Below are 23513 nucleotides of genomic sequence, written 5' to 3'. Positions count from 1 at the left end.
GCCTCCATTTCTAACCGATTTCCCAGTTATAAATTATAATTTAATACTTATTTGAATCTTTTCTATTTATATCTATAATGCATACTTCACCATCATATTTATCAATCTGCCAGTGCATTATATCCCCTTCTTTTTTCACTGTAAGTTTGCTTCCTCTGCCTCCAATATCTGCTCCAAGATATAGATAGATTGCCTGCTTTGTACATTCTTTGACACATGATGTACAGCCCCAGCAGTCCTTAGGAAATTTAATAAAAGCTTTGTTATTTTCATCAACCTTTATTAAATTTCCTGGACATACTTCAATACATTTTCTGCATCCAATACATTTACTCTTATCAATCTTTATGCTCATATCTTTCTTCCCTCCCAACAAGTTCTCGAAAAATAATCTCTATTTTGCCATCAGCCATTTTCGAATTTACATATTTAAGATATTGATTGCTTTTTTCTGGATAATCAAGATTTTCTGCAAAACTATGCCATCTTGTTTCTTTTCTGGCTTTTAAATGAGCAATTACAGCAAGACATACAGTAAGCCTTTCCTTAAGTTCATATACAAACATAAGCTCATGCATATCATCTGCTTTTACATGATTTGATAATGAAATAATATGTCTTATTTTTTCATCTGCCATATCAAGCTGCTTTTCATTATATTGATAATTGTTTCCTATACCTCCAGCATAACTATCCATAATTTTCTGCATAGCTTCTTCCAATTCTTCTACTGAAAATACCTCATTCTTTTCATTTAAAATATTTTCAACTTCTATTTTCTTTTGATTTATAAGTCTATTCTTTTCACTTTCATCAAGACTTTTTTCAGTTTCAGTATTTTTTAAATCCTTTAATATAGTTAAAGCTGCTATTTCCCCTTCTACAAGAGCACCTGTAACATATTTCTGAGGACATCCTCCAGCAACATCTCCAGCAGCATAAAGTCCTTTTATTGTTGTCCTTCTCTCAGTATCAACCCAATATCCGCTGGCAGTATGACCTCCAACTATATATGGCTCTGTTCCTTCAATTTCAACATTCTGTTCACTTGGATTTTTTCCGCTTTCTATCCACTTTAATGTCTGACTTGGTGCCATATTAAGATATGCCTTTTTTAAATCATCATCCAATTTTTCATCGATTCCATATGTATTTAAATAGCATGGACCTCTTCCTTCAATGTTTTCCCTTACAGTTCCATATAATCTTTCTGAAGTTGCAAGACCATATTTATTTTCATAAATTTCTCCTTTTGAGTTTATCTGTTTTGCTGATACTCCTTGAGCAATTGTTCCCGTTGGAGCTATTGTATCTTTACAGCGTAGTGCTATAAAACGCATTTCAAATGTAGTCATTTCAGCTCCTGCTCTTATTCCCATTGAATAACCTGCACCTGTATTAAATGGAGGATACCACATCTTATGTCTTGAAAATCCTGGATTATTGGGTCTGTATAGTCCTGCTGCTCCTCCTGTTGAACATATTACACTTTCAGCTTCTATAAAATATAGATTATTTTCATTTACATCTATTGCAAATGCTCCATAAATCTTATTTTCTTTAACAACATAATCTATAACATTCATATGATTATATACTGTTACATCTTTAAACTTTTCAACAGCTCCTGCAAGTATAGGTTTTATATTTTCACCATTAATTTTTATATTTCTATTTCCTCTTGAAACATATTCTCCATTCTCATCCTTTAAAATTACAAGTCCCAGATCTTCCAATTTTTTAGTTGCTTTGTTTAATCCTTGTGACATTGTCAATAAAAGATCTTCACGCACAATTCCCTGTGCATCATTTTTCGCATAATCAACATAATCTTCAGGTTTTCTTCCTTTTACAATATATGCATTTATTGCATTAACTCCAGCAGCCAGGCACCCGCTTCTTTTTATATTAGCCTTTTCTGCAATTACTACAGAAATATCTGGATTCTGCTCTTTTAATGTAATGGCAGCATAACACCCTGATGTTCCTCCACCTATTATGAGAACATCTGTCTTTATCTTTTTTATATTTACTTCCATTTTCAAGGAAATTCCCTCCTTCTAATAAACTCCTCATAACCTATTAAATAAATATTGGGTTGCTGTCCTTCATTGCTGCATTTTCAACTAATTTAGTTTCATTGTCCTCAAATGCATATAATCTATTTATAAGTACATTAACTTTTTCATTAACCTGAACCTGTGGTTCGTCTAGTGATAGATCTGCTGTAAGAATAAGTCCATTTATATTTACTTTAACTTCTATATAACTTCCTCTAAATAAAACTTCCTGTACTATGCCTTCTTCAGCTGCACTCATATACTGCTTTAAATCTCCTAGTTTCTTTACAGTTATAAATTCAGGTCTTATTACAGCTTTTTCAAGATTTCCAACACTTGAAAAGCCTTTTAAATTGTAGTTTTTATCAAGAGATGTAGATTGTCCAATAAATTCTGCAACAAATGAATTTGCAGGTTTTTTATAGATTTCTATAGGTGTCCCCACCTGTTCAATTGTTCCTCTATTTGTAATTATTATTTCATCTGCAACTTCTATAGCTTCATCCTGATCATGAGTAACAAATATACTTGTTACTCCAACTCTCATAATCATTTCTTTAAGCCAGCTTCTCAAATCCTTTCTCACCTTAGCATCAATTGCTGCAAATGGTTCATCCAAAAGAAGAAGCTGTGGATTAGGAGCAAGTGCTCTTGCAAAAGCAACTCTCTGTCTCTGACCTCCTGATATCTGATTGGGATATCTTTTTTCCATTCCTTTTAGACCTACAAGTTCTATCATTTCAGAAACTTTTTCTTTTATTTCTTTTTTGCTTTTTTTCTGAACTTCTAATCCAAAAGCAATATTATCAAATACAGTCATATATCTGAAAAGTGCATAACTTTGAAAAACAAATCCAATTCCTCTCTTGCTTGCTCCAATGTCATTTACTCTTACTCCATCTATTAAAATATCCCCGGAATCAGGTGTTTCAAGACCTGCTATCATCCTTAAAATCGTAGTTTTTCCGCTTCCACTTGGTCCTAAAAGTCCTATAAGTTTCCCTTTTTCAATTCCAAAATTAACATTATTTGATGCTTTATAATCTCCAAAAGTCTTATTTATATTTTTTAATTCAACGTACATTTGTGCCACCTGCTTTCTTTGCCTTATGTTCAACAATATTTTTTAATATCAATACTATCACTGCCATTATTACCAACAAAGAAGAGACAGCAAATGCTTCTGATAATTTAAATTCGTTATATAAAATCTCAACATGAAGAGGAAGGGTATTTGTCTTTCCTCTTAAATGACCTGAAATAACTGAAACAGCTCCAAACTCTCCCATTGCTCTGGCACTGCATAATATAATTCCATATAAAAATGCCCATTTTATATGAGGAAAAGTTATCCTTCTGAATATAGTAAAACCACCTGCTCCCATAAGTGCTGCCGCTTCCTCTTCATCAGTCCCCTCAGAATTTAAGACTGGAATTATTTCTCTAGATACAAAAGGAAATGTTACAAATATAGTTGCAAGTATTATTCCAGGCACTGCAAAAACAATTTTTATATTGTGTTGTGATAAGAAAGGATATGCCCATCCCATTCTTCCAAATGTCAATGTAAAAAGAAGACCTGCTACAACTGGAGACATTGCAAATGGTATATCTATTAAGGTTGTAAGAAGATGCTTGCCTCTAAACTTGAATTTAGTTATACACCAAGCTGCAAAAAGACCAAAAAAGGTATTTATAAGTACAGCAATCACTGTTGTAATAACGGTAAGTTTAAATGCCTTGATAGTATACTCATCTAATATGACATTCATATATGCATTAAAGCCTTTACTTAAAGCATATATAAGAACAACAGCAAGAGGCATTATGAGCATTATGAATGCAAACAAAACACTTATTGTAATCAGTATGTATTTTATATATTTCAAATTATTATCCTTATCCATATCTCTGCCTCCTAATTTGTTCTTTTACTTACTATTGACTGAATTATATTTATTATAAATAAAATTGAAAATGATGCTGCCAATATTACAAGTGCTATTGCTGTTGCATCTGTATACTTTAACTGCTCAAGTTTTGATACAATTAAAAGCGGTGCAATCTGTGTTTCATATGGTATATTCCCTGCTATAAATACAACGCTTCCATATTCTCCTATTCCTCTTGCAAGTGCTAGTCCAAATCCTGAAAGCATTGCAGGAAATATTTCTGGAAATATAACCTTGAAAAATGTTCTTGTTTTACCTGCTCCAAGCATTGCTGCTGCTTCCTCATATTGTTTATCCATTTTTTCTAAAACTGGCTGTATTGAACGGACTACAAATGGAATTCCAATAAATATCATGGCTATTATTATTCCAATCTTTGTATAAGCTATCTGTATTCCCGCTTTTGAAAATATGCTTCCAATCCATCCTTCATTGGAATACAATGATGTAAGCGCTATGCCTGCTACTGCTGTTGGAAGAGCAAAAGGAAGTTCTATCATTCCATCCAATAAGTTTTTTCCTGGAAATTCATACTTTACAAGAACCCATGAGAGTATGACACCAAAAATGCTGTTAATTACAGCTGCAATAAATGCACACCCAAAGCTTACTTTGTATCCAGATATAACTGATTTAGAAGTTACAACTTTTATAAATTCTTCAACTGTTAACCCAGAAGCACATATTACAATTGATACAACTGGAATAAGTATAATAAGACTAAGCATTGATATTGTAATTCCTATTGAAAGGCCAAAGCCTGGTATTATGTTTTTTGAAGATTTTTTTCTGAAATTTAAATTGATTCTGCTCATGATCCACATCCTCTTCTCAATAACTATTAAAATTACCGTAACTCATATTATTTCTATTGAGCTTTATTGATATATTTGGTCAAAAACAGCTCCATCTTCAAAGAAATCTTCATACGCCTTGTCCCAGCCTCCAAATTCTCCATCTATTGTTACAAGATTAATATTTAAGTCAAATACATCACTATACTCTTTTAAAATATCCTGATTGCTTGGTCTATAAAAATTATCTCCAGCAATTCTTTGAGCTGTATCTGAATATAGATATTCCAGATAAGCTTTTGATACTTCTTCAGTTCCATTTTTTTGTGCATTTTCATCAACAACTGCAACTGATGGTTCTGCTAGTATGCTTAAACTTGGAGTTACTATTTCAAATTCATCTGGATGTTCTTTTACTGACAGATATGCTTCATTCTCCCATGCAATAAGCACATCTCCCTGTCCATTTTCAACAAATGTAGTAGTAGCCCCTCTGGCACCTGAATCTAATACAAGAACATTTTCATAAAGTTTTTTAACAAATTCCCTTGTCTTTTCCTCATCTCCATTAAATTTTTTATCTGCATATGCCCATGCTGCAAGAAAATTCCAGCATGCACCTCCTGAAGTCTTTGGATTAGGTGTAATTACTCCAACCCCATCCTTTACAAGATCATCCCATCCTTTTATATTTTTTTCATTTCCCTTTCTGACTAAAAAAACAATTGTTGATGTATATGGTGAACTATTTTTCTCAAATTCATTAATCCATCCCTTATCTATCAGTCCTGCATTTTCTATGGATGTAATATCATGTGCTAATGCTAATGTAACCACATCTGCATCATTTCCTTCAATTACAGAACGTGCCTGTTTTCCAGAACCTCCATGAGACTGTGTCACTTTTACATCCTGACCGCTTTTATCTTTCCAGTACTTTGCAAACTCTTCATTATATGCTTCATATAACTCCCTTGTAGGATCATAAGATACATTAGTAATTTCGATTGTATTTTTTGAATCAGCCTTAACTTCTGATTCATTTTTGCACCCTGTTAATGTTATAGCCCCTAATGATAATACTAATCCTAAACTGATTATTCTTTTTAATTTCATGTAAATCTCTCCATTTCATATTTAATATACTTCTGCTATTTTGCTTTATCTGCACATGCAACATCGTATATTTCCATATGTGTAAAAGATTTTTGCCCCAAATTTAATCATTATTCCACCTCTACTTCAATTTACAGCTATTAAAAAATTCTTATAGAGTTTTTTAATATTGTAATTTGCAAATCAATGATATTTAAATTATTCAAATAAGAATACTAGGATTTAATTTTAAAAAAATTATTCTTTATTCAAATAACGAAGTTGATAAATATCTTTCTCCTGTATCAGGTAATAAAACAACTATATTCTTTCCTTTATTTTCTGGTCTTTTTGCAAGCTCTGTTGCTGCGTGTATTGCTGCTCCTGCAGAAATTCCCACCAAAAGCCCTTCATCTTTAGCTACATTTCTTGAAGCTTCAAATGCATCGTCATTTTCAACTTTTATTATTTCATCTACAATATCCAAATTCATTACACTTGGTACAAATCCAGCACCTATTCCTTGAATCTTATGTGCTCCTGCTTTTCCTCCTGATAATACTGGAGATCCTGCTGGCTCAACTGCTATCACTTTTACATTTGGATTTTTAGCTTTTAAAGCTTCCCCATTTCCAGTAACAGTACCACCTGTACCAACTCCTGCAACAAAAATATCTACTTTTCCATCTGTATCATTCCATATTTCTTCAGCAGTAGTTTTACGATGTACTTCCGGGTTTGCTTCATTTTCAAATTGTTGTGGAATAAATGCATTTCCATATTCATGTGCTAATTCTTCTGCTCTTTTTATTGCTCCCTTCATTCCTTCTGCTCCTGGAGTAAGAACAACTTCAGCTCCTAATGCTGATACAATTCTTCTTCTTTCAACACTCATTGTATCAGGCATTGTAAGAATTAATTTTAATCCTTTTGAAGCAGCTACAAATGCTAACCCGATTCCTGTATTTCCACTTGTAGGTTCAATAATAACTGTATCTTTATTTATCTTTCCATCCTTGATTCCTTGTTCAATCATTGCATTTGCAACCCTGTCTTTAACACTTCCAAGAGGATTAAAATATTCAAGTTTTGTAATTATTTTTGCCTGTAAATTATTTTTTTCTTCATAATTGCTTAATTCAAGCAATGGTGTATTTCCTATAAGGTCTGTTAATTTCTTTGCTATTTTTGCCATAATTCATCTCTCCCAACATTTTATTTAATTTATATTTTCTTATCTTTATGTATTTTAATTTATTATCTGTTAATTTCTTGATTTGAATACATTATATCCTAGTATTCCTAGTTTGTAAATAGGTTTAATCTATTTTCTTTATAAAAATATTAAATTTAGTAAAAATATGAGTATACTATTTTCATTTCTAAAATTATTTTTTAGCTGTTTTAATTGCTATAATCCCTTGATATTACTTGATTTATTTATTAATATTATAATTCATAAAATATAAAATATTGTTTTTTTAAAAATCCTAGTTGCAAACTAGGATTTTTAATTCTTATCTCTCTATAAATTAAATTTAAGCTATAATCTCTTAAATAAATCGAAAAAATATACATTCGCAACATTTTTTCTATTTAATGTGAACATTCCACCAAACTATATTTAAATTTCATATATGTTAACAATAAAACTTCTCAATAATCAAAAAAATCTTAGAAAGATTTCCTCTTTTATTGTAAGTTAACATTTGTACATTATTAATTGGAAAACTTCTCTCATCATCTCAATAAATAAGAAAGCGCTAAACTCAGTAATTTCTGAATTCAGCGCTTCTTATTAATTTAATAATCCTGTACATCAAATTCTCTGTCTTTAAAATAATATTTTCTATCATCTTCTGTTATTTCTCTTATTATCCTGCATGGATTTCCAGCTGCAATAACATTGTCAGGAATATCTTTTGTTACAACACTTCCTGAACCTATAACAACATTATTTCCTATTTTTACACCTGGATTTATTACAACACTTCCTCCAACCCATACATTATCTCCAATTGTAACTTCAATTCCATATTCATATCCTGAATTTCTTGATTTAGGATGAATAGGATGCCCTGCTGTATAAATAGATACATTAGGTGCAAACATTACATTTTCTCCAATAACGACTTTTCCAACATCTAAAATTACACAATTATAATTTGCATAAAAATTATTTCCTACCTCAATATTCTTTCCATAATCACAGTGAAACGGCTGTTCAATAAAAACTTCTTCACCAGTTTTTCCTAATATATTTTTTATCTGCTCATCCATTTTTTCTTTTTCATCTGGACGAGTATTATTATATTCATATATCTTCAATTTATTTTCAATTCTTTCTTCTTTAAGACCATCAAGCCATGCCTTATATGGTAATCCTGCTAACATTCTTTCTTTTTGACTCATAAACGACTCCCCTTTAACAATTAAATATTACATAGTAATTAAATATAAATTATGTGTTCTATAATACATTTTGTACATATATTATAAATGTTTACATTAAATAAATCTACAGCTTATTACTTTTATATCTATAATTTATATATACATATGATCTTTATCTTTAAATAAACTACTAAATATTAAAATGATATATTTTTATCATTTTATCCAGATTATTATGACTGTTTTATGACACTTTTAATTCATTATTTATAACATTAGTTTACCTATAAATCATTAATAAATATAATTAACTTAGAAACAGTATTTAGGAGGTACTAATATGGCAGATATAAAAGTAATCATAATGGATATTGATGGAACACTAACTAATAATAAAAAAATAATTACAGAAAAAACAAAAAACACTCTTTTAAAAGCACAGGAAAATGGAGTTTTATTGATACTAGCTTCTGGAAGACCTACTTCTGGACTTATGTATTTTGCAAAAGAATTAGAGATGGATAAACATCATGGATTATTAGTATGCTTTAATGGCTCAAAAGTTATTGATTGTCAAACCAACAAAGTTTTATTTAATGAAACAATGAGTGTTGAAGAAGGACAGGCTGTTCTTGAACATATGAAAAAATTTCAGGTAAAACCTATGATAGATAAAGGTGAATATATGTATGTAAATGATGTTTTTGATAATGAAATTCATCATAAAAATCAAGTTATCAACATAATAAAATATGAGTCTCGTAATGGCCGATTTAAATTATGTGAAAAAGATGATCTTGCAGCCTTTGCTGATTATCCATTAAATAAAATTCTTACAGCTGGAGAACCTGAATATTTAGAAGAACATTATAAAGAAATGATGGAACCATTTAAAGATTCTTTAAGCTGCATGTTTACAGCTGATTTCTATTTTGAATTTACAGCTAAAGGTATTGATAAAGCAAAAGCTTTAGACACTGTTCTTACACCTATGGGATATAAAAGAGAAGAAATGATTGCTTTCGGAGACGGACACAACGATAAATCAATGATTGAATATGCGGGTATAGGAGTTGCTATGGCTAATGCTGTAGATGCACTTAAAAATATTGCTGATGAAATCACTTTATCAAATGAAGAAGATGGAATTGCTTTCACTTTAAACAAACATTTAAATATTTAAAATATTTTAAAAATCTCATCTTCCATTATAAATGGTACATTATAAATTACATAATACATATAATTTAGTCAATAATGTACAACAATAATAAAACCCATATTACAAAAATTTCTTTACTTGTAATATGGGTTTATTATTTAAATTTATTATATAATAGTCTTATGTATTATTTAGTAATAATACATAAGACTATTATGTAAATATTAGGTGAACATTCATGAATATCTTTACTAAACTAAATAAACTTACAAACTTAACAGAAAGTGAAAAAACGCTGGTATCTTATATGGAGAACTCTCCTGAAGATTTTGTAAAAATGAATGCTTCTGAAATAAGTAATGCTTGTTTTATTTCAACTTCAACAATATATAGACTATGTCAAAAATTAAATTTATCTGGTTTATCAGAATTAAAAGTCAATATATCCATGTCATTTAATGAATACTTAAAGGAAGATGACTCAATAGATTATAACTATCCATTTAAGCAAAATGAAACTCAAAATCAGATTATATTAAAAATGCAGGAATTATATGAACATACAATTGCATCTTCGCTCAATTTAATGGATCCTAACCAGCTAAAACTTGTTTCCAATGTTTTATTAAAAGCAGAAAATATTGATTTTTATACATCAGCAGGAAATATATATTTTGCAGAAAACTTCAAATTTCAAATGCAGGAAATAGGAAAATTCATAAACGTTCCAATTGAAGAATATCATCAGCTTTTAACTGCATCTACAAGCAACGAAAATCATACTGCAATAATTGTGTCTTTTGAAGGTCGAGGATTGATTGTAGAAAGATTAGCTAAAATCCTGAAAAAGAATAATACTCCAATAATTTTAATTTCATCTACAAATAAGAATCCCATCACAAAATACGCTGATTATCATCTATATTTAAGTTCAGATGAAAATCACTTTAATAAAATCTCATCTTTTTCAACAAGGCTGTCTTTACTATACGTTTTAGACTGTATATATACATGCTACTTCAAATTTAATTATGATAAAAATATAAATTACAAATTAAGTTCGTATAAAAAGTTATCTGGAATGGATAAAAGCTAATTTGAGATGATTTCATATAATGACAAAAACAATCAATACATGTTAAAAAATAAGAATTAGTTTTTCCCCACAAGTGGGGAAAACATATATTTCACCTGCTATAATAAAATATAACTATATACAATAACAATATTTTATTGATGAAAATTTTAACAGAAATGTTGAACAAAAAGATAGCATAACACCACTACCAATACTAACGAAAGGAAATGATATTATGCAAAACTAATAATTTACTCTTTTTTTAAAATATCAACTGTATGAGCACCTGCTCCTAAAAGTTCAGGTCTTTCACAATTAGCAAGATGATATTCAATAAACTTATTATATGTTTCTTCATCCATTGCATTTAATGTAGTTCTTATATAATTTGCTGGTCCATCTGCTGAAATCAGTTTTATTCTTGTAAGTCCAGCAGATTTATATATTTTATCAATATCTTCGACTCTCACATAATCATATAAATCTTCTGGTGAAGATATAAATTTAAAATCATCTGTAACCTTTCCAGCTTCAATACATTCAAGTATATGATTCTGTTTAAATCCATATGTTATTACACTATAATCATTCATACAATATGCAACTAATATAGTTCCTCCAACTTTAGTTACTCGTTTAGCTTCATTTAAAGCTTTCAGTTTATCTTCAAATGTATATAGATGGTACATTGGTCCAAATACTAATGTCATATCAAAACTATTTTCTTCAAATCTCGATAAGTCTAATGCATTTCCATGAAAAGCTTTCACCGAACTCTTCTTTGATTTTAAAACCCCTAAATTATGTTTTACAAGCTCAACTGCTGTCACATCATACCCTTCATTTGCAAGCTGTACAGAATATCTTCCTGTTCCTGCACCAACATCCAATATTTTTGCTTCTTTATTATCTCCAAGATACTCATGAATATATTTCATTGAAGTTACATATTCTACATTTCCATGTCTTCTTGTAAGTCTTTTGTCTTCGCAAAATTTCCCGTAATATTTATCTAATTCGTTTGCCATGTTCTACCTATTCCTATCTAATTTTATCGTTAAATAATTAATCAATATCTTTATTATATCTTATTTTTATTTCTTTTAAAATAAATCAGATGCTATAAAATTATATTTTTATAACATCTGATTAAATTCAAATTAACTTATCATATCAAAGAAACTTACCTGATCACTTTCCTGCATACCATCAAGACATCCAAATTTTCTTAATAAATCAGTAGCTGAATTACCTATCTTTGCACGTTTTTTCAAATTATCAATTGAACTTATTGGATCTATCTCATGAACTGCTGCATATATAGATTCAGCAGCTACATTACCCATTCCCGCTATACTATTTAAAGGCGGTCTTAATCCTTCCTCTTCAACTTTAAATTTTGTAGCATCAGATTTATACAAATCCATTGGCAGGAATTTAAGTCCTCTTTCATACATTTCAAGAACTATTTCAAGATCATCATACATATCCTTATCTTTTGGAGCAGCATCATTTCCTTGTGCATTTATTTCTGCCATTTTTTCTTTAACTTTTTCTTTTCCAAAAATCATATATTCAGCATCAAATGATTTCGCTCTTATTGAAAAATATGCTGCATAATAAGCCTTAGGAATATGAACTTTAAACCATGCAATTCTAAATGCCATCATTACATAAGCTGCTGCATGGGCTTTAGGGAACATGTATTTAATCTTTTTACATGATTCAATGTACCATTCAGGCACTTCATGCTCTCTCATAAGCGCTTCATATTCGGCCCATTTTTCTGGGTCCTTGAGTGCTTTACCTTTACGCACAGTTTCCATTATTTTAAATGATGTATTTTTGGGCAGTCCCATTTTAATAAGATAAACCATAATATCATCTCTACAACATACGGCATCACTTATACTTGTAATTACTCCTGCATCTATAAGATCTTTAGCATTTCCAAGCCATACATCAGTACCATGTGAAAGACCTGATATACATAAAAGGTCTGAGAAAGTTTTTGGAAGTGTATCTACAAGCATTCCTCTTACAAATTTTGTACCAAACTCTGGAACACCAAAAGTACCAACCTTTGAATTTATCTGATCAGGTGTAACGCCAAGAGCTTCTGTAGATGAAAATAGTGACATTGTCTCTTTATCATCAAGAGGTATCTTCTGAGGATCTACTCCTGTAATATCCTGAAGCATTCTTATTACCGTAGGATCATCATGACCCAGTATATCTAATTTTAAAAGATTTTGGTCAATTGAATGGTAATCAAAATGTGTTGTTATTATATCTGAATCAGGATCATCTGCTGGATGCTGTACAGGGCAGAATTCAAATATCTCTCTTCCCTTTGGTACAACAATTATTCCTCCTGGATGCTGTCCTGTTGTTCTCTTAATTCCTGTACAGCCTTTTGAAATTCTTAATATTTCAGCTTTATTTATCTGTGTATTCTTTTCTTCATAGTATTTTTTTACATATCCAAAAGCTGTTTTTTCAGCAATTGTACCTATTGTTCCAGCTTTAAATGTAGTTCCTTTTCCAAATATTACTTCTGTATATCTATGCGCTTTTGCCTGATATTCACCTGAGAAATTTAAATCTATATCAGGTTCTTTATCACCATTAAATCCAAGGAAAGTCTCAAATGGTATATCCATTCCATCTTTTCCCATATTTTCACCACAAACAGGGCATACTTTATCCGGAAGGTCAAACCCATTTTTTGCTCCATAATCATTAAAATCTGAATATTTACACTTAGGGCATCTATAATGAGGCGGAAGGGCATTAACTTCTGTAATTCCTGTCATATATGCAACTACAGATGAACCAACCGAACCTCTGGAACCAACAAGATATCCATCTTCATTTGATTTCCAAACAAGTTTTTGAGCAATGATATACATAACTGAAAATCCATTTTTTATTATTGAATCAAGTTCTCTGTCAAGTCTTTCCTGTACAACATCTGGAAGAGACTCCCCATATAACTCATGAGCTTTTCCGTATGCTATATCTTTAATTGTTTGTTCACATCCTTCAATATGAGGTGGACATTTTTCTGGCGATATAGGACTTATCTGCTCACACATATCAGAAATCTTATTTGTATTTTCTACAACAACTTCATAAGCCTTTTCTTTTCCTAAATAAGAAAATTCCTCAAGCATTTCTTCTGTAGTCCTTAAATATAAAGGTGCCTGCATATCTGCATCTTTAAATCCCTGTCCTGCTTCAAGAATACGTCTATATATTTCATCTTCAGGATCCATAAAGTGAACATCACCAGTAGCAACTACAGGTTTTCCTAACTTTTCAGCAAGACTTATTATCTTTTTATTTATTTCTTTTAAATATTCTTTATCAGGAACCTGTTCATTTCTTACAAGATAATCGTTATTTCCAAGAGGCTGTATTTCAAGATAATCATATTCTTTTGCTATATTTTCAATTTCCTCATCAGACTTTCCAAGTAATATTGACTGATAAAGTTCTCCCTCACTACAAGCACTTCCAAGTATAAGACCTTCTGAATATTTTTTTAACATACTCTTCAATATACGAGGCTTTTTATAAAAATAATCTAAGTGAGAATATGATACAAGCTTATATAAATTTTTTAACCCTACATAATTTTTTGCAAGTATTATAGCATGATATGTCTTTACTTTTTTATACTGTACTTTCTTAGACTCTTCATTGCATGCATATTCTTCAACATCTTCAAGAGTTTCTGTTCCTCTCTCTTTTAACATATCAATCATTATATTAAATACTTTTACTGTAGTATCAACATCATCAAGAGCTCTATGTGCCACTTCAACTTTTATACCCAGATTTTTAGCTATTCGTCCAAGCTTATAGCTTTTATATTCTGGGAAAAGATCATGTGCAAGAGTTAATGTATCAATATATGTAAAGTCAAAATCATATCCCAATTCTTTTGCATAATGTCTTAGAAATCCAATATCAAATTCTGCATTATGTGCAACAAGAACACTTCCCTCAATAAATTCCAGCATTTTAGGAAATACTTTATCTATTGTTTCAGCATCTCTTACCATGTCATCTGTAATATTAGTTACTTCAACAACTCTTGGTGGAATCGGCTTTTCAGGGTTTACAAAAGTACTAAATTTATCAATTACCTTTCCATTTTTGACTTTCATTATTCCTATTTCAGTTATCTTTTCATGTCTAGGTGAAAACCCTGTAGTTTCAAGGTCAAGTACACAATATATCGTATCAATACTCTGTCCTTTTATATTTTTAACTGAAGGAGTTTTATCTGGTGCAAGATATGCTTCTACCCCATAAATTATCTTCATATCAGGATTATCTCTTCCAAGAAGTTTATGTGCTTCTGGAAATGCTTGAACTACTCCATGATCAGTTATAGCAATAGATTTCATACCCCACTCCATAGCTCTCTTAATAAGATCAGTGGCACTTGTCATAGCATCCATCTGGCTCATTTTTGTATGCATGTGAAGTTCTACTCTCTTCACTTCAGAATTATCAACTCTTTTTGCTCTCTTTATTCCATTTGTTTCTACTATTGTATTAGCTATTATTTCAATTTCATTAGAAAATTTACTATATCCTGAATTTCCAAAAAGCCTTACACCTTTGGCTTTTTTTAATTTAGATATAACTTCTTCACTCTGTTCGGGTTTTATAAAACATTTGCAGCACATTGAACTTGAACCATCATATAAATCAAAAGATGCAAGTATCTTTCCACTTCTTAATTCTTTTGTTTCCAAATTTGATATTTCACCCTCAATGGCAACTGTTCCTTCATATGGTGTAATATCAACAATCTTTATTATAGGGTCTTTTATATTTGTACTTCTTCCAAGTATAAGAAATGGATTATTCTTTTTGCTTCCTTTATCTTCTCTTTTAAAGTCACTTCCATTTTTATTTTCATATCCTTTATTATATGGATTAGTAACAGCCGATGACACATTTGATTTTTCTGAATTTGTTAAATCGCCATTGTTCTTTGTACTTTTATGATTACTGCTGCTTTCCATTCCAAATTCTTTTTGTAATTTGAGCATTTCTTCTTTTCTTTTATTTTCATTAAGTCTGCTCTGTTCTTCATTTGTAACAATATCATGAAATTTAATATTATAAGTTCTGCCATATATGTTTTTTATAGCTTCCTGTATCTCATTATCATATTTTAAATTTTTCAGCATATGTGATACTGCCATATTAAAACTAAAATTTATTTCTTTATCTCTTATTTCATAATCACATTTATTTATTGCTGCTTTTAAATATGGATGCCTATTAGATAGAAAATTTAAAATATTATCCATTTCGTTCTCTATAGGATTTAATTCAACATCTTCATGATATTTGATACTTATTTTGGCATCATTTAAGAGAAATCTGTCTCTTATAAAATTATTCAATCTTTCAATTTCATTTATATCAATATAATTATTTGAGCTTATTTCTATTTCAAGTATTCTGCTCTTTTTTTTTAGTATTACTTTTGTAACAACAGCTTCTTTTATATTGCTTTCTGTTTTATAATCACTAAAAACTTCATTGACTTTTTTCACTATTATATAAACCTCATTAATATATATTTCAATTAACAATGTATAATTGACAATTGATGATGAAATCTTTTCAATATTTCTTTAATCATTATATAGTTCTATTATTTTAAACATATACTCCAATTGACAATGTATAATGGACAATTGACAATGAATAGCGAAATCTTTTTAAGATTTCTTTAATTATTATGTAGTTTTATTATTGGAACATATATAACTCATTAATATATTTTAGCCAAATTTATTTATTAGTCAATTTATAAAATTTTATAAATTATATTTATCTTTTTTTAATTAAAAAATTCTAAGCTATAAAACTTCTCTATGATTATATGTTTCAATTCTAAATCCTTTTTATATTTTACTATGTACTAATAGAAGTAACAATATATTAATTCCTAATTATTACGCATAATATTGTATATATTTCAATTGATAATTGATAATGAAATCTTTTCAATATTTCTTTAATTATTTAAATAGTTTTATTATTGAATAAAAGGAACTGTTAAATTTAAAAAATCAGCTATCATATTATAAGTATATTGATTAAGTTATTTAATGCTTTATATGTTATGATTTAATCTTTATGTGAAAGTTCCTTTTATATAATTTCCTGCAGGAAAATGAAAGTTTTCTTGCAAAAGTGAACTAAGTTCACTTTTGCATTTTTAAATCTGTGCAAGCAATGGATTTTTCTTTTTAGGTTTAATATCTTTTTTTACTTCAATTTTTTGTTCCACTTCATTACTTTCCTTATATATATTATTGGTTTTGTCTGCTTTTAATACTTCCGAATTTTTAGAAAGATTTTGATTTGTAAAATCTCTTTTTGAAACTTTTATCTCATTTACTGATTTGTTTTCATCATAATCAATATTTTCTTTTACTTGTTTGCTATTATCAATATTTAATAGTATCTTTTTCATTTTCTACTTTATTAAAGGTATTATAAAAAATATTATTTAAATATTTCATTTTATACTTTGTATTAATATTTTGAAAATATGAAATATCAGGAATTTTATCTTCATTTCCTATTTTTATATACATCCTTATTATATCTTTTGTAAATGCTGCCAATTTTATTCCCTGAACCTTTATTTGCATAATATCATCATTAATGTCATTCTCATTTATAGATATAGATGTAGGTTCCATATATGAATTTTCTCTAAGTTTTACTGTTCCTCCATTTATATTTTCATTTAAAAAAAATGCTTTTAGTAAAGTTTTTACTGCAAAACTCTGTTCAATATTATTTTCCCTGAGCATTAAAAACCATGAAATAATATCAATATCCTTTTTGCTAAATCTTAATCCAATTCTCTGAGATTTCATTTATCTATTCCTTAAGAGCTGCAAGCTTTCCTTTTAGTCCTTTATAAGCCCCAGCAGCAATAGCAAATTCAATATCGAAAGTTTTTCCATTTAATATATTATTGGTCAATATTAATCTGTCTTCCTCAACAATTCCTTTTCCAACATAATATTCTTTCAAATATTCATAATAACTTGCTCCAGTACCACCTGTAACTAGAACATAATTAAAATCCAAAAGATTATTATATTTTTTATTAAGACTTTCAATAAATTTACTGCTCATATCCTTTATCTTAAATTTTTTTAATTCATTTAAATCAATTATCTCTGCTTTGCCATCTTTGAGATATTTTATTTTTCCATTATTTTTAGACATTAAATATTCAATAACATAATATTTAATATCAGGTCTTTGTTCTTCCAATTCTTTAGATATTTCTTTATTTATATTTTTCATTGCATGACTAGTATCACTAAATGTTTTTTCTTCATCTATACTTCCTCCTCTATCAACTGCAACTTCTCCTATTGTATAAAATCCACCATCTATAACTAAAGTAGGACCATCAGATAGGTAATAAAATTTATCTTCATCTATATTTCCTTCATCATCTGACGTCTCTCCTAATATTGATGCTATTGTTTGACTTACAGTAAAAATATTATTTTCATCTATAGAAAATTCATATTCTTTTTCCTCTTCCTTTCCAATACGAAGATAATAATTATGATTTCCTGCCAATATAGATCGTACTTGAGTGGAATAATTATCCCTTATTGAATGAGGAAGAGCCACCATAATGTAGATATTTATATTTTTTATATTTTCATATAGACCAAGTTTTGAAACTGCTATTGCTATAGCTGTTCTTAATCCTATTGTAAATTCATCAGAAACAAATCTCTTCTCTGAATAGAAATTTTTCATTTTTTCTTCCACATCTGAATTGTCTTTCTTTTCAAAAAGCAGCTCTCTTGCATACTGTCCTATCCTCCATGTTTCATTATCTTTATTCCTATACAAGATAAAATCATCAGCAACAGTCATATTAGATATTTTTTTTTCGTCTGTTTTTTCTGTATTAAATGGAAATTTAAAAAATTCCCCATTAGCTACAACTTTGATTGTATCAAATCCTGGATCAACTGCAATGTAAACTTCCTTCTTCATGATATTTTCCTCCATCATATATAAATTATGAGAATATTTTTTAATTTAAAGTCAAAAAAATTCCATTTCTTATGAGAATATTCACTTCTCCTTTTGAAATCAGAATTTAATTAATGTTTATTATGTTACTTTAATTCTTTTGTTATATGTACAACTAAAAATTCTCTTTATTTATCAATACTTGACCTTTATTATGCATAATCCGCTTTTGAAATTTTTTTCCATTTTTACTCATGCTATCACATTTTCCTAATATTGTCAATTTCGCTATTAAGCTATTTAAATTTAGGATATATAGATGTTACATAAATGTTATATAATCAAATATAACATTTATGTAACATCTATATATTTTTTATATACTTTTAACGTTATATTTTTGTTATATCTGTGCTATATGCATGTTATAGCTGAATTATATAAAAATTATATATTGGTTTTATTTCTGTTATATAGTTTTTATATTATCCTCTCATATAATAATAATTTATCTTTTCATAACATAATGTTGTAGATATTATAAATATTTTCAAATATGCATTTTAAAAAAATATATATTTTTGCTTAAATTATTCATATGTGAGTATTTTAAGAAAAGATATATCCCAATAATAAAAATACATAACATTAAAGAAATCTTTAAAAGATTTCATCCTTCATTGTCAATTGTAAATTGTACATTATTAATTGTAATATATATGGTTTTAACCTAAAATTTCAATTATGAAGACATTTTATAAAATTTATAAGATTTACTGTTCATTAATGAGTCAAATTTGCTCATATTTATGGTAATATATACATTAGAGGAGTGATTATATTTGAAAGGCAAATTATATTACAAATTAATAAAAGATAAAAGAAACGAACTTGATTTAACTCAAAAGCAGATTTGTGATGAATTGAATATTCCATTAGATGAATATAAAAAAATGGAATCTGGAGAGTTTATACCTCCAAAGAAACATTTAAAAAAAATTTGTGATTATTTGAAATTAAATATTGATGAAATATACATGGAAAACTTCAGAGATACTAAAGTTATTTCAGTTATGAGTAACAAAGGGGGCGTGGGAAAAACTTCTGTTACAGGATCAGTATCATTTTGTCTTGCAGAACTTGGTTACAAGGTATTATGTATAGATGCTGATATGCAGGGTAATTTGACACACTCTTTTAACCTTGAAACTGATGAAGACAAGAACTTGGCAGTTGCTTTAAAAAATGAAATTGACATAAAAGATTGTATATTAAAAAGTGAATATAATAATTTAGACTTTGTAGTATACAATTCTGCATTATCTGCAATAGATATGCTTATGTTCACAAAAAATGCAAGAGAATACATATTCAAAAGAATTCTGACTAATACAATTAATGAGGGAATTTATGATTTTATAGTTATTGATACAAATCCAAGTCTTTCAATCCTTAACTTTAATGTGATAAATGTAACAAATTACTGCATAGTTCCTGTTCAGCTTGGAGCTTTTGGTTTAGAAGGAATTGGAATACTGTTAAACTTTATTGATGACGCAAAACAATTTAATTCAGATTTTGTAGATTATAAACTTGTAATTAATAACTATGATTCACGAAAAAGCATAACTAAAAAAAGTCATGAATGGCTTAAAGAAAATTATGGTGATATATTATTAAATAGTATGATAAGAGTTGATACAAATATTGAAAATGCACAGGTTGAAAACATGCCTGTTCTTGAATATAACAGCAGCTGCAGAATTTCTAAAGAATTCAGGGAATTAACTAAAGAAATTCTTAAAATAGTAAAATAATATAACTTTAAATAAATATGATATAAATTATTATTGTTTATAATAGGAGAAAAGTATAAACATGGCAAAAAAAAATAGTACTTTTAATTTACGAACTAATAGAAATACAGATAAAAAAAATAGCATAGCTTCAAGTTTTTTCAGCAGCACTCCTTCACAGGAAAATACTGAGAAAACTGAACTAAATAATGCTAATACATCTAATTATACAGACAGCATAGTAAATCACCTTGTCAATGCTTCAAGCGGTCTTGATTCTGTACTTGTAAATCTTGATGACTTATATAATGCTCCAGATGAATGGAATTTCTATGATAGGCTTCCTGCTGGAAAAATGCAGGAACTTATTGAAAGCATTGTAAGCATCGGACTTCAAGAACCTGTTATCGTATGGAAAAAAGATAACAGTGGAAAATATATGATTTTAAGTGGACATAATAGAGTTCATGCATTTAAAATACTTAGAGATAATCAGGATTATGATAAATATGCTAAAATTCATGCAGTAATAAAAGAAAATGATCTTTCTGAAGAAGAAGCAAAAGAGATTATAGTTGATACAAACTGGGTTCAAAGGCAGCTTACAACAATACAAAAAGCCCGCTCAATAAATTTTAAATATAGAAAACTTAAAAAGGATTCTTTAGATAAAAAACTTAAATTTAATATAAATTCTATAATTGCTGAAGAATATCATATAACAAGCAGACAGCTTATTTCGTATAAATGTCTTGGTAATCTTACTGATAAAGCTCAACTTGCAGTTGATAATGATAAATTAAGCATAAAAGCTGGAGTCGCAATTTCTAAGCTTCTGCCACAAGATCAGAATTATATTATTGATAACTATGAAATTTCAATTTTGAATAAAAAATATTCAAAAATTAAATCAGCATATAATTTAGAAAATGGAACTATAGATAAAGAAAAACTATCTTTGCTTCTAAATGAAAGTGAGCTAAGTAGTATAACTATAAAAGTTCCAAATGAATACAGAGATTCTTTATTAGCTGAAATACAAAAATTAAAGGAAAAATATAATATAAAAAAGATTGATTAATCTATAGTTATAAAAATTTTAAGATTCTAAGAGTTTTTAAATCTTTAGAATCTTAAAATTTTATTTTTTATTCTATAGGAAATATATTGGGGGATAACTTTAGAAAAAAAGCAGAAACACACAATATGCAAGGCAGACTTTTTTACGATTAAATTACTTAAAACCTAAATCATTCTAATAATTTTTTAAATTATATTGTTAAAATGATTTTCTTTAAGTGCAATATACTGTTTTACTATTTTTTGATCTGTAAGTTCACTTAACTCATCTTCATCATTTAATATTCTTCCCATTTCATAAAGAAAACTTGCTCTTAAATTCTGTGCTGTATAAGCTTCATCTAAATCAGCTTTTATAACAGCATTTCTGAATGCTATTTGAAATGATCTTATATTTTTAGGTTTTCCTGATGAATTCACAAATAAATTATCACACTTTGGTTTTATATTCTTTCTAAAATTAATATAACAACATAAATCATTATACAATGTGTCTTGAATAGGATAAAATATATCTTTTCCAGAATTATTATACTTTATAAGTCTATTTTCAATATCTACATCACTTATTTTCATATTAAATATACTTGTTATCTTCATTCCTGTTGTCATAATTATTTTACATATACACACATCTCTTATTCCATAATTCTTATCTCTTAATATAGAAAGAATTTTTTTTATATCACTATAACTTATAGATTGTGGTTTTACCTGTTCTATCTTTAATTTAGGAACCATAAGAGCAATATTATATGGAAGTACATTATAATTTTTGCATATATACTTCATTATAAGCCTTAATGATACAAGTTTCTGGTTTATGGTTATAGGTTTGTTTTTCATTACATTAAGGCAGAAATCTAAAAATTCCTGAATATGTTTTTCTTTTATGTCTCTTATTGAAAAGTCTGTCTTCCCATATTTCATATACAGATATTTATCAAAAAGCATAATGTTATAGTAATTTATTTTATATGAGCGTTGCCATGCTTTTATTTTATCAGCATCAATAGCTTTATTATCTTTAGATGTAGAAAAATATTGTTTTTCCATATCTATTTTATATTTATATAAATATTCACTTAGAACATAATCTACTTTGGGATGTTCTTCAAATTGTTTCTTAGTTATATTCATAAAACAAATTCACCTCTATTTAACTTTAAAGAATTATTTTAAGTAAGATAAATAATTCTCATAATGAACTATAATTGAACTTTTAAAACATATATATTTATTAGGCCATATTCTTGAAATTATTATAACAAAATACAAACTTATGTTCCAGTTAAACAGATTATTTCTTTATTTTATTGAAATTTATCTATGTTAATTTTAAATCCTACTGTTTATATCATTACTTTCAATTTATTTATTATCATACTATTTATTTATTTACTTACAGTTTATCGAAATCAACAATCTACTCTAAAACTAGATATAATCAGCTTTTTAGAAATTTTGAAGTTTTATATTTTTTCTTAAATTGCAAAAAACTTTATCAGAATTATTAATGACTTTATTTTATTATTTTATAACAAGCCTGAATTATTAAATAATTAGTAAAAAATAATTAATAACTTTAAAAACTATTTAAATGACTGTAAATAATTTTTAAATAAAAATATGAATATTTTAAATAAGTATAAAAATATTTTTTAAAATAATTTTATATTATTATATAACTATAAATATTTATTAAATAATTATAATATATTTTTAAATAACTATTATTAATAATTTAATAACTTTACAAAAAAATATAAATATAACGCCTATAATTTTGAAATAATATCAAAATATTCTAGAAATTAAAAACATAGATGGAATTCAAATTCGAATTTTATTTACAGAAATGAAAAGTTAAGACGATAATATAGAAATTTTAAATGATATAAAAAGAATAACAGTATGATTAAAATATAATTTTTAATCATACTGTTATTTTTTGCAAAGACAAATAAGCCTTTAAATACTGCAAATTTTAAAGGCCATCCCCCTATTTATACTGCTTTCAAAATAGATAGGGCATACTGTATAT

Annotated in this window: 18 protein-coding genes; 4 read left to right on the top strand and 14 right to left on the bottom strand. The window is 27.9% G+C overall.

The window, feature by feature from the left end:
* Positions 1-40: 40 nt before the first annotated feature.
* The 8 genes from Q0F58_RS05935 to Q0F58_RS05900 all read right to left on the bottom strand — a co-directional run bounded on the left by Q0F58_RS05935 (position 41) and on the right by Q0F58_RS05900 (position 8313).
* Entirely contained in the window at positions 41-355 is a 315-nt protein-coding gene (locus Q0F58_RS05935; protein ID WP_294373620.1) for a ferredoxin family protein, read from the bottom strand.
* The gene (locus Q0F58_RS05930) at positions 339-2039 is read right to left on the bottom strand and encodes an adenylyl-sulfate reductase subunit alpha (RefSeq protein ID WP_294373660.1); all 1701 of its coding nucleotides are present in this window, start codon (positions 2037-2039) and stop codon (positions 339-341) included. The genes Q0F58_RS05935 and Q0F58_RS05930 overlap by 17 nt, the downstream gene beginning before the upstream one ends.
* A gap of 43 nt (positions 2040-2082) precedes the next feature.
* Complete coding sequence (locus tag Q0F58_RS05925) at positions 2083-3144, bottom strand: sulfate/molybdate ABC transporter ATP-binding protein (protein WP_294373618.1); 1062 nt, start codon at positions 3142-3144, stop codon at positions 2083-2085.
* On the bottom strand, positions 3134-3967 hold the full coding sequence (gene cysW / locus Q0F58_RS05920; protein WP_294373616.1) for a sulfate ABC transporter permease subunit CysW: 834 nt from the start codon (positions 3965-3967) through the stop codon (positions 3134-3136). The genes Q0F58_RS05925 and cysW overlap by 11 nt, the downstream gene beginning before the upstream one ends.
* 11 nt (positions 3968-3978) lie before the next feature.
* A complete protein-coding gene (gene cysT, locus Q0F58_RS05915; RefSeq protein WP_294373613.1) occupies positions 3979-4827 on the bottom strand; it encodes a sulfate ABC transporter permease subunit CysT in 849 nt (282 codons plus the stop codon).
* A gap of 63 nt (positions 4828-4890) precedes the next feature.
* Positions 4891-5922 carry a sulfate ABC transporter substrate-binding protein gene (locus tag Q0F58_RS05910; RefSeq protein WP_294373611.1) on the bottom strand — a complete coding sequence of 344 codons (1032 nt, stop codon included), beginning with the start codon at positions 5920-5922 and terminating at the stop codon, positions 4891-4893.
* A 244-nt stretch (positions 5923-6166) separates the two neighbouring features.
* Complete coding sequence (gene cysK, locus Q0F58_RS05905) at positions 6167-7096, bottom strand: cysteine synthase A (RefSeq protein ID WP_294373609.1); 930 nt, start codon at positions 7094-7096, stop codon at positions 6167-6169.
* A gap of 608 nt (positions 7097-7704) precedes the next feature.
* Entirely contained in the window at positions 7705-8313 is a 609-nt protein-coding gene (locus Q0F58_RS05900; protein WP_294373606.1) for a sugar O-acetyltransferase, read from the bottom strand.
* 322 nt (positions 8314-8635) lie between these two features.
* Here Q0F58_RS05900 and Q0F58_RS05895 point away from each other — a divergent pair, with 322 nt between their 5' ends.
* The gene (locus tag Q0F58_RS05895) at positions 8636-9478 is read left to right on the top strand and encodes a Cof-type HAD-IIB family hydrolase (RefSeq protein WP_294373604.1); all 843 of its coding nucleotides are present in this window, start codon (positions 8636-8638) and stop codon (positions 9476-9478) included.
* A 217-nt stretch (positions 9479-9695) separates the two neighbouring features.
* The gene (locus Q0F58_RS05890; RefSeq protein ID WP_294373602.1) at positions 9696-10553 is read left to right on the top strand and encodes a MurR/RpiR family transcriptional regulator; all 858 of its coding nucleotides are present in this window, start codon (positions 9696-9698) and stop codon (positions 10551-10553) included.
* A 233-nt stretch (positions 10554-10786) separates the two neighbouring features.
* On the opposite strand, the gene Q0F58_RS05885 is transcribed toward Q0F58_RS05890, so the two are convergent.
* The 5 genes from Q0F58_RS05885 to Q0F58_RS05865 form a co-directional block, all read right to left on the bottom strand.
* The gene (locus Q0F58_RS05885; protein ID WP_294373600.1) at positions 10787-11563 is read right to left on the bottom strand and encodes a class I SAM-dependent methyltransferase; all 777 of its coding nucleotides are present in this window, start codon (positions 11561-11563) and stop codon (positions 10787-10789) included.
* 132 nt (positions 11564-11695) lie between these two features.
* A complete protein-coding gene (gene polC, locus Q0F58_RS05880; protein WP_294373598.1) occupies positions 11696-16120 on the bottom strand; it encodes a DNA polymerase III subunit alpha in 4425 nt (1474 codons plus the stop codon).
* 671 nt (positions 16121-16791) lie between these two features.
* The gene (locus Q0F58_RS05875) at positions 16792-17049 is read right to left on the bottom strand and encodes a hypothetical protein (RefSeq protein WP_294373596.1); all 258 of its coding nucleotides are present in this window, start codon (positions 17047-17049) and stop codon (positions 16792-16794) included.
* The gene (locus Q0F58_RS05870; RefSeq protein ID WP_294373593.1) at positions 17024-17461 is read right to left on the bottom strand and encodes a hypothetical protein; all 438 of its coding nucleotides are present in this window, start codon (positions 17459-17461) and stop codon (positions 17024-17026) included. Before Q0F58_RS05870 ends, Q0F58_RS05875 begins: the two co-directional genes overlap by 26 nt.
* Before the next feature lie 4 nt (positions 17462-17465).
* Positions 17466-18614 carry a ParM/StbA family protein gene (locus Q0F58_RS05865; RefSeq protein WP_294373592.1) on the bottom strand — a complete coding sequence of 383 codons (1149 nt, stop codon included), beginning with the start codon at positions 18612-18614 and terminating at the stop codon, positions 17466-17468.
* Positions 18615-19435: 821 nt separating this feature from the next.
* Here Q0F58_RS05865 and Q0F58_RS05860 point away from each other — a divergent pair.
* Together Q0F58_RS05860 and Q0F58_RS05855 are read left to right on the top strand one after the other, a co-directional pair.
* Complete coding sequence (locus tag Q0F58_RS05860; RefSeq protein ID WP_294373590.1) at positions 19436-20410, top strand: AAA family ATPase; 975 nt, start codon at positions 19436-19438, stop codon at positions 20408-20410.
* Between the two features lie 61 nt (positions 20411-20471).
* On the top strand, positions 20472-21470 hold the full coding sequence (locus tag Q0F58_RS05855) for a ParB N-terminal domain-containing protein (RefSeq protein ID WP_294373586.1): 999 nt from the start codon (positions 20472-20474) through the stop codon (positions 21468-21470).
* Positions 21471-21655: 185 nt separating this feature from the next.
* Here Q0F58_RS05855 and Q0F58_RS05850 read toward each other — a convergent pair whose 3' ends face one another.
* Complete coding sequence (locus Q0F58_RS05850) at positions 21656-22609, bottom strand: tyrosine-type recombinase/integrase (protein ID WP_294373585.1); 954 nt, start codon at positions 22607-22609, stop codon at positions 21656-21658.
* Positions 22610-23513: the final 904 nt, after the last annotated feature.

The sequence above is a fragment of the uncultured Clostridium sp. genome, assembly GCF_934754915.1.
Taxonomy (GTDB): Bacteria; Bacillota; Clostridia; order Clostridiales; family Clostridiaceae; genus Clostridium.
The sequence above is the reverse complement of the archived record's forward strand: the minus strand, read 5'-3'. Positions and strand labels throughout refer to the sequence as shown.

Coding starts and splice junctions, on each gene's coding strand:
- Q0F58_RS05935 (WP_294373620.1), bottom strand. CDS start 355: ATGAGCATAAAGATTGATAAGAGTAAATGTATTGGATGCAGAAAATGT.
- Q0F58_RS05930 (WP_294373660.1), bottom strand. CDS start 2,039: ATGGAAGTAAATATAAAAAAGATAAAGACAGATGTTCTCATAATAGGT.
- Q0F58_RS05925 (WP_294373618.1), bottom strand. CDS start 3,144: ATGTACGTTGAATTAAAAAATATAAATAAGACTTTTGGAGATTATAAA.
- cysW (WP_294373616.1), bottom strand. CDS start 3,967: ATGGATAAGGATAATAATTTGAAATATATAAAATACATACTGATTACA.
- cysT (WP_294373613.1), bottom strand. CDS start 4,827: ATGAGCAGAATCAATTTAAATTTCAGAAAAAAATCTTCAAAAAACATA.
- Q0F58_RS05910 (WP_294373611.1), bottom strand. CDS start 5,922: ATGAAATTAAAAAGAATAATCAGTTTAGGATTAGTATTATCATTAGGG.
- cysK (WP_294373609.1), bottom strand. CDS start 7,096: ATGGCAAAAATAGCAAAGAAATTAACAGACCTTATAGGAAATACACCA.
- Q0F58_RS05900 (WP_294373606.1), bottom strand. CDS start 8,313: ATGAGTCAAAAAGAAAGAATGTTAGCAGGATTACCATATAAGGCATGG.
- Q0F58_RS05895 (WP_294373604.1), top strand. CDS start 8,636: ATGGCAGATATAAAAGTAATCATAATGGATATTGATGGAACACTAACT.
- Q0F58_RS05890 (WP_294373602.1), top strand. CDS start 9,696: ATGAATATCTTTACTAAACTAAATAAACTTACAAACTTAACAGAAAGT.
- Q0F58_RS05885 (WP_294373600.1), bottom strand. CDS start 11,563: ATGGCAAACGAATTAGATAAATATTACGGGAAATTTTGCGAAGACAAA.
- Q0F58_RS05875 (WP_294373596.1), bottom strand. CDS start 17,049: ATGAAAAAGATACTATTAAATATTGATAATAGCAAACAAGTAAAAGAA.
- Q0F58_RS05870 (WP_294373593.1), bottom strand. CDS start 17,461: ATGAAATCTCAGAGAATTGGATTAAGATTTAGCAAAAAGGATATTGAT.
- Q0F58_RS05865 (WP_294373592.1), bottom strand. CDS start 18,614: ATGAAGAAGGAAGTTTACATTGCAGTTGATCCAGGATTTGATACAATC.
- Q0F58_RS05855 (WP_294373586.1), top strand. CDS start 20,472: ATGGCAAAAAAAAATAGTACTTTTAATTTACGAACTAATAGAAATACA.
- Q0F58_RS05850 (WP_294373585.1), bottom strand. CDS start 22,609: ATGAATATAACTAAGAAACAATTTGAAGAACATCCCAAAGTAGATTAT.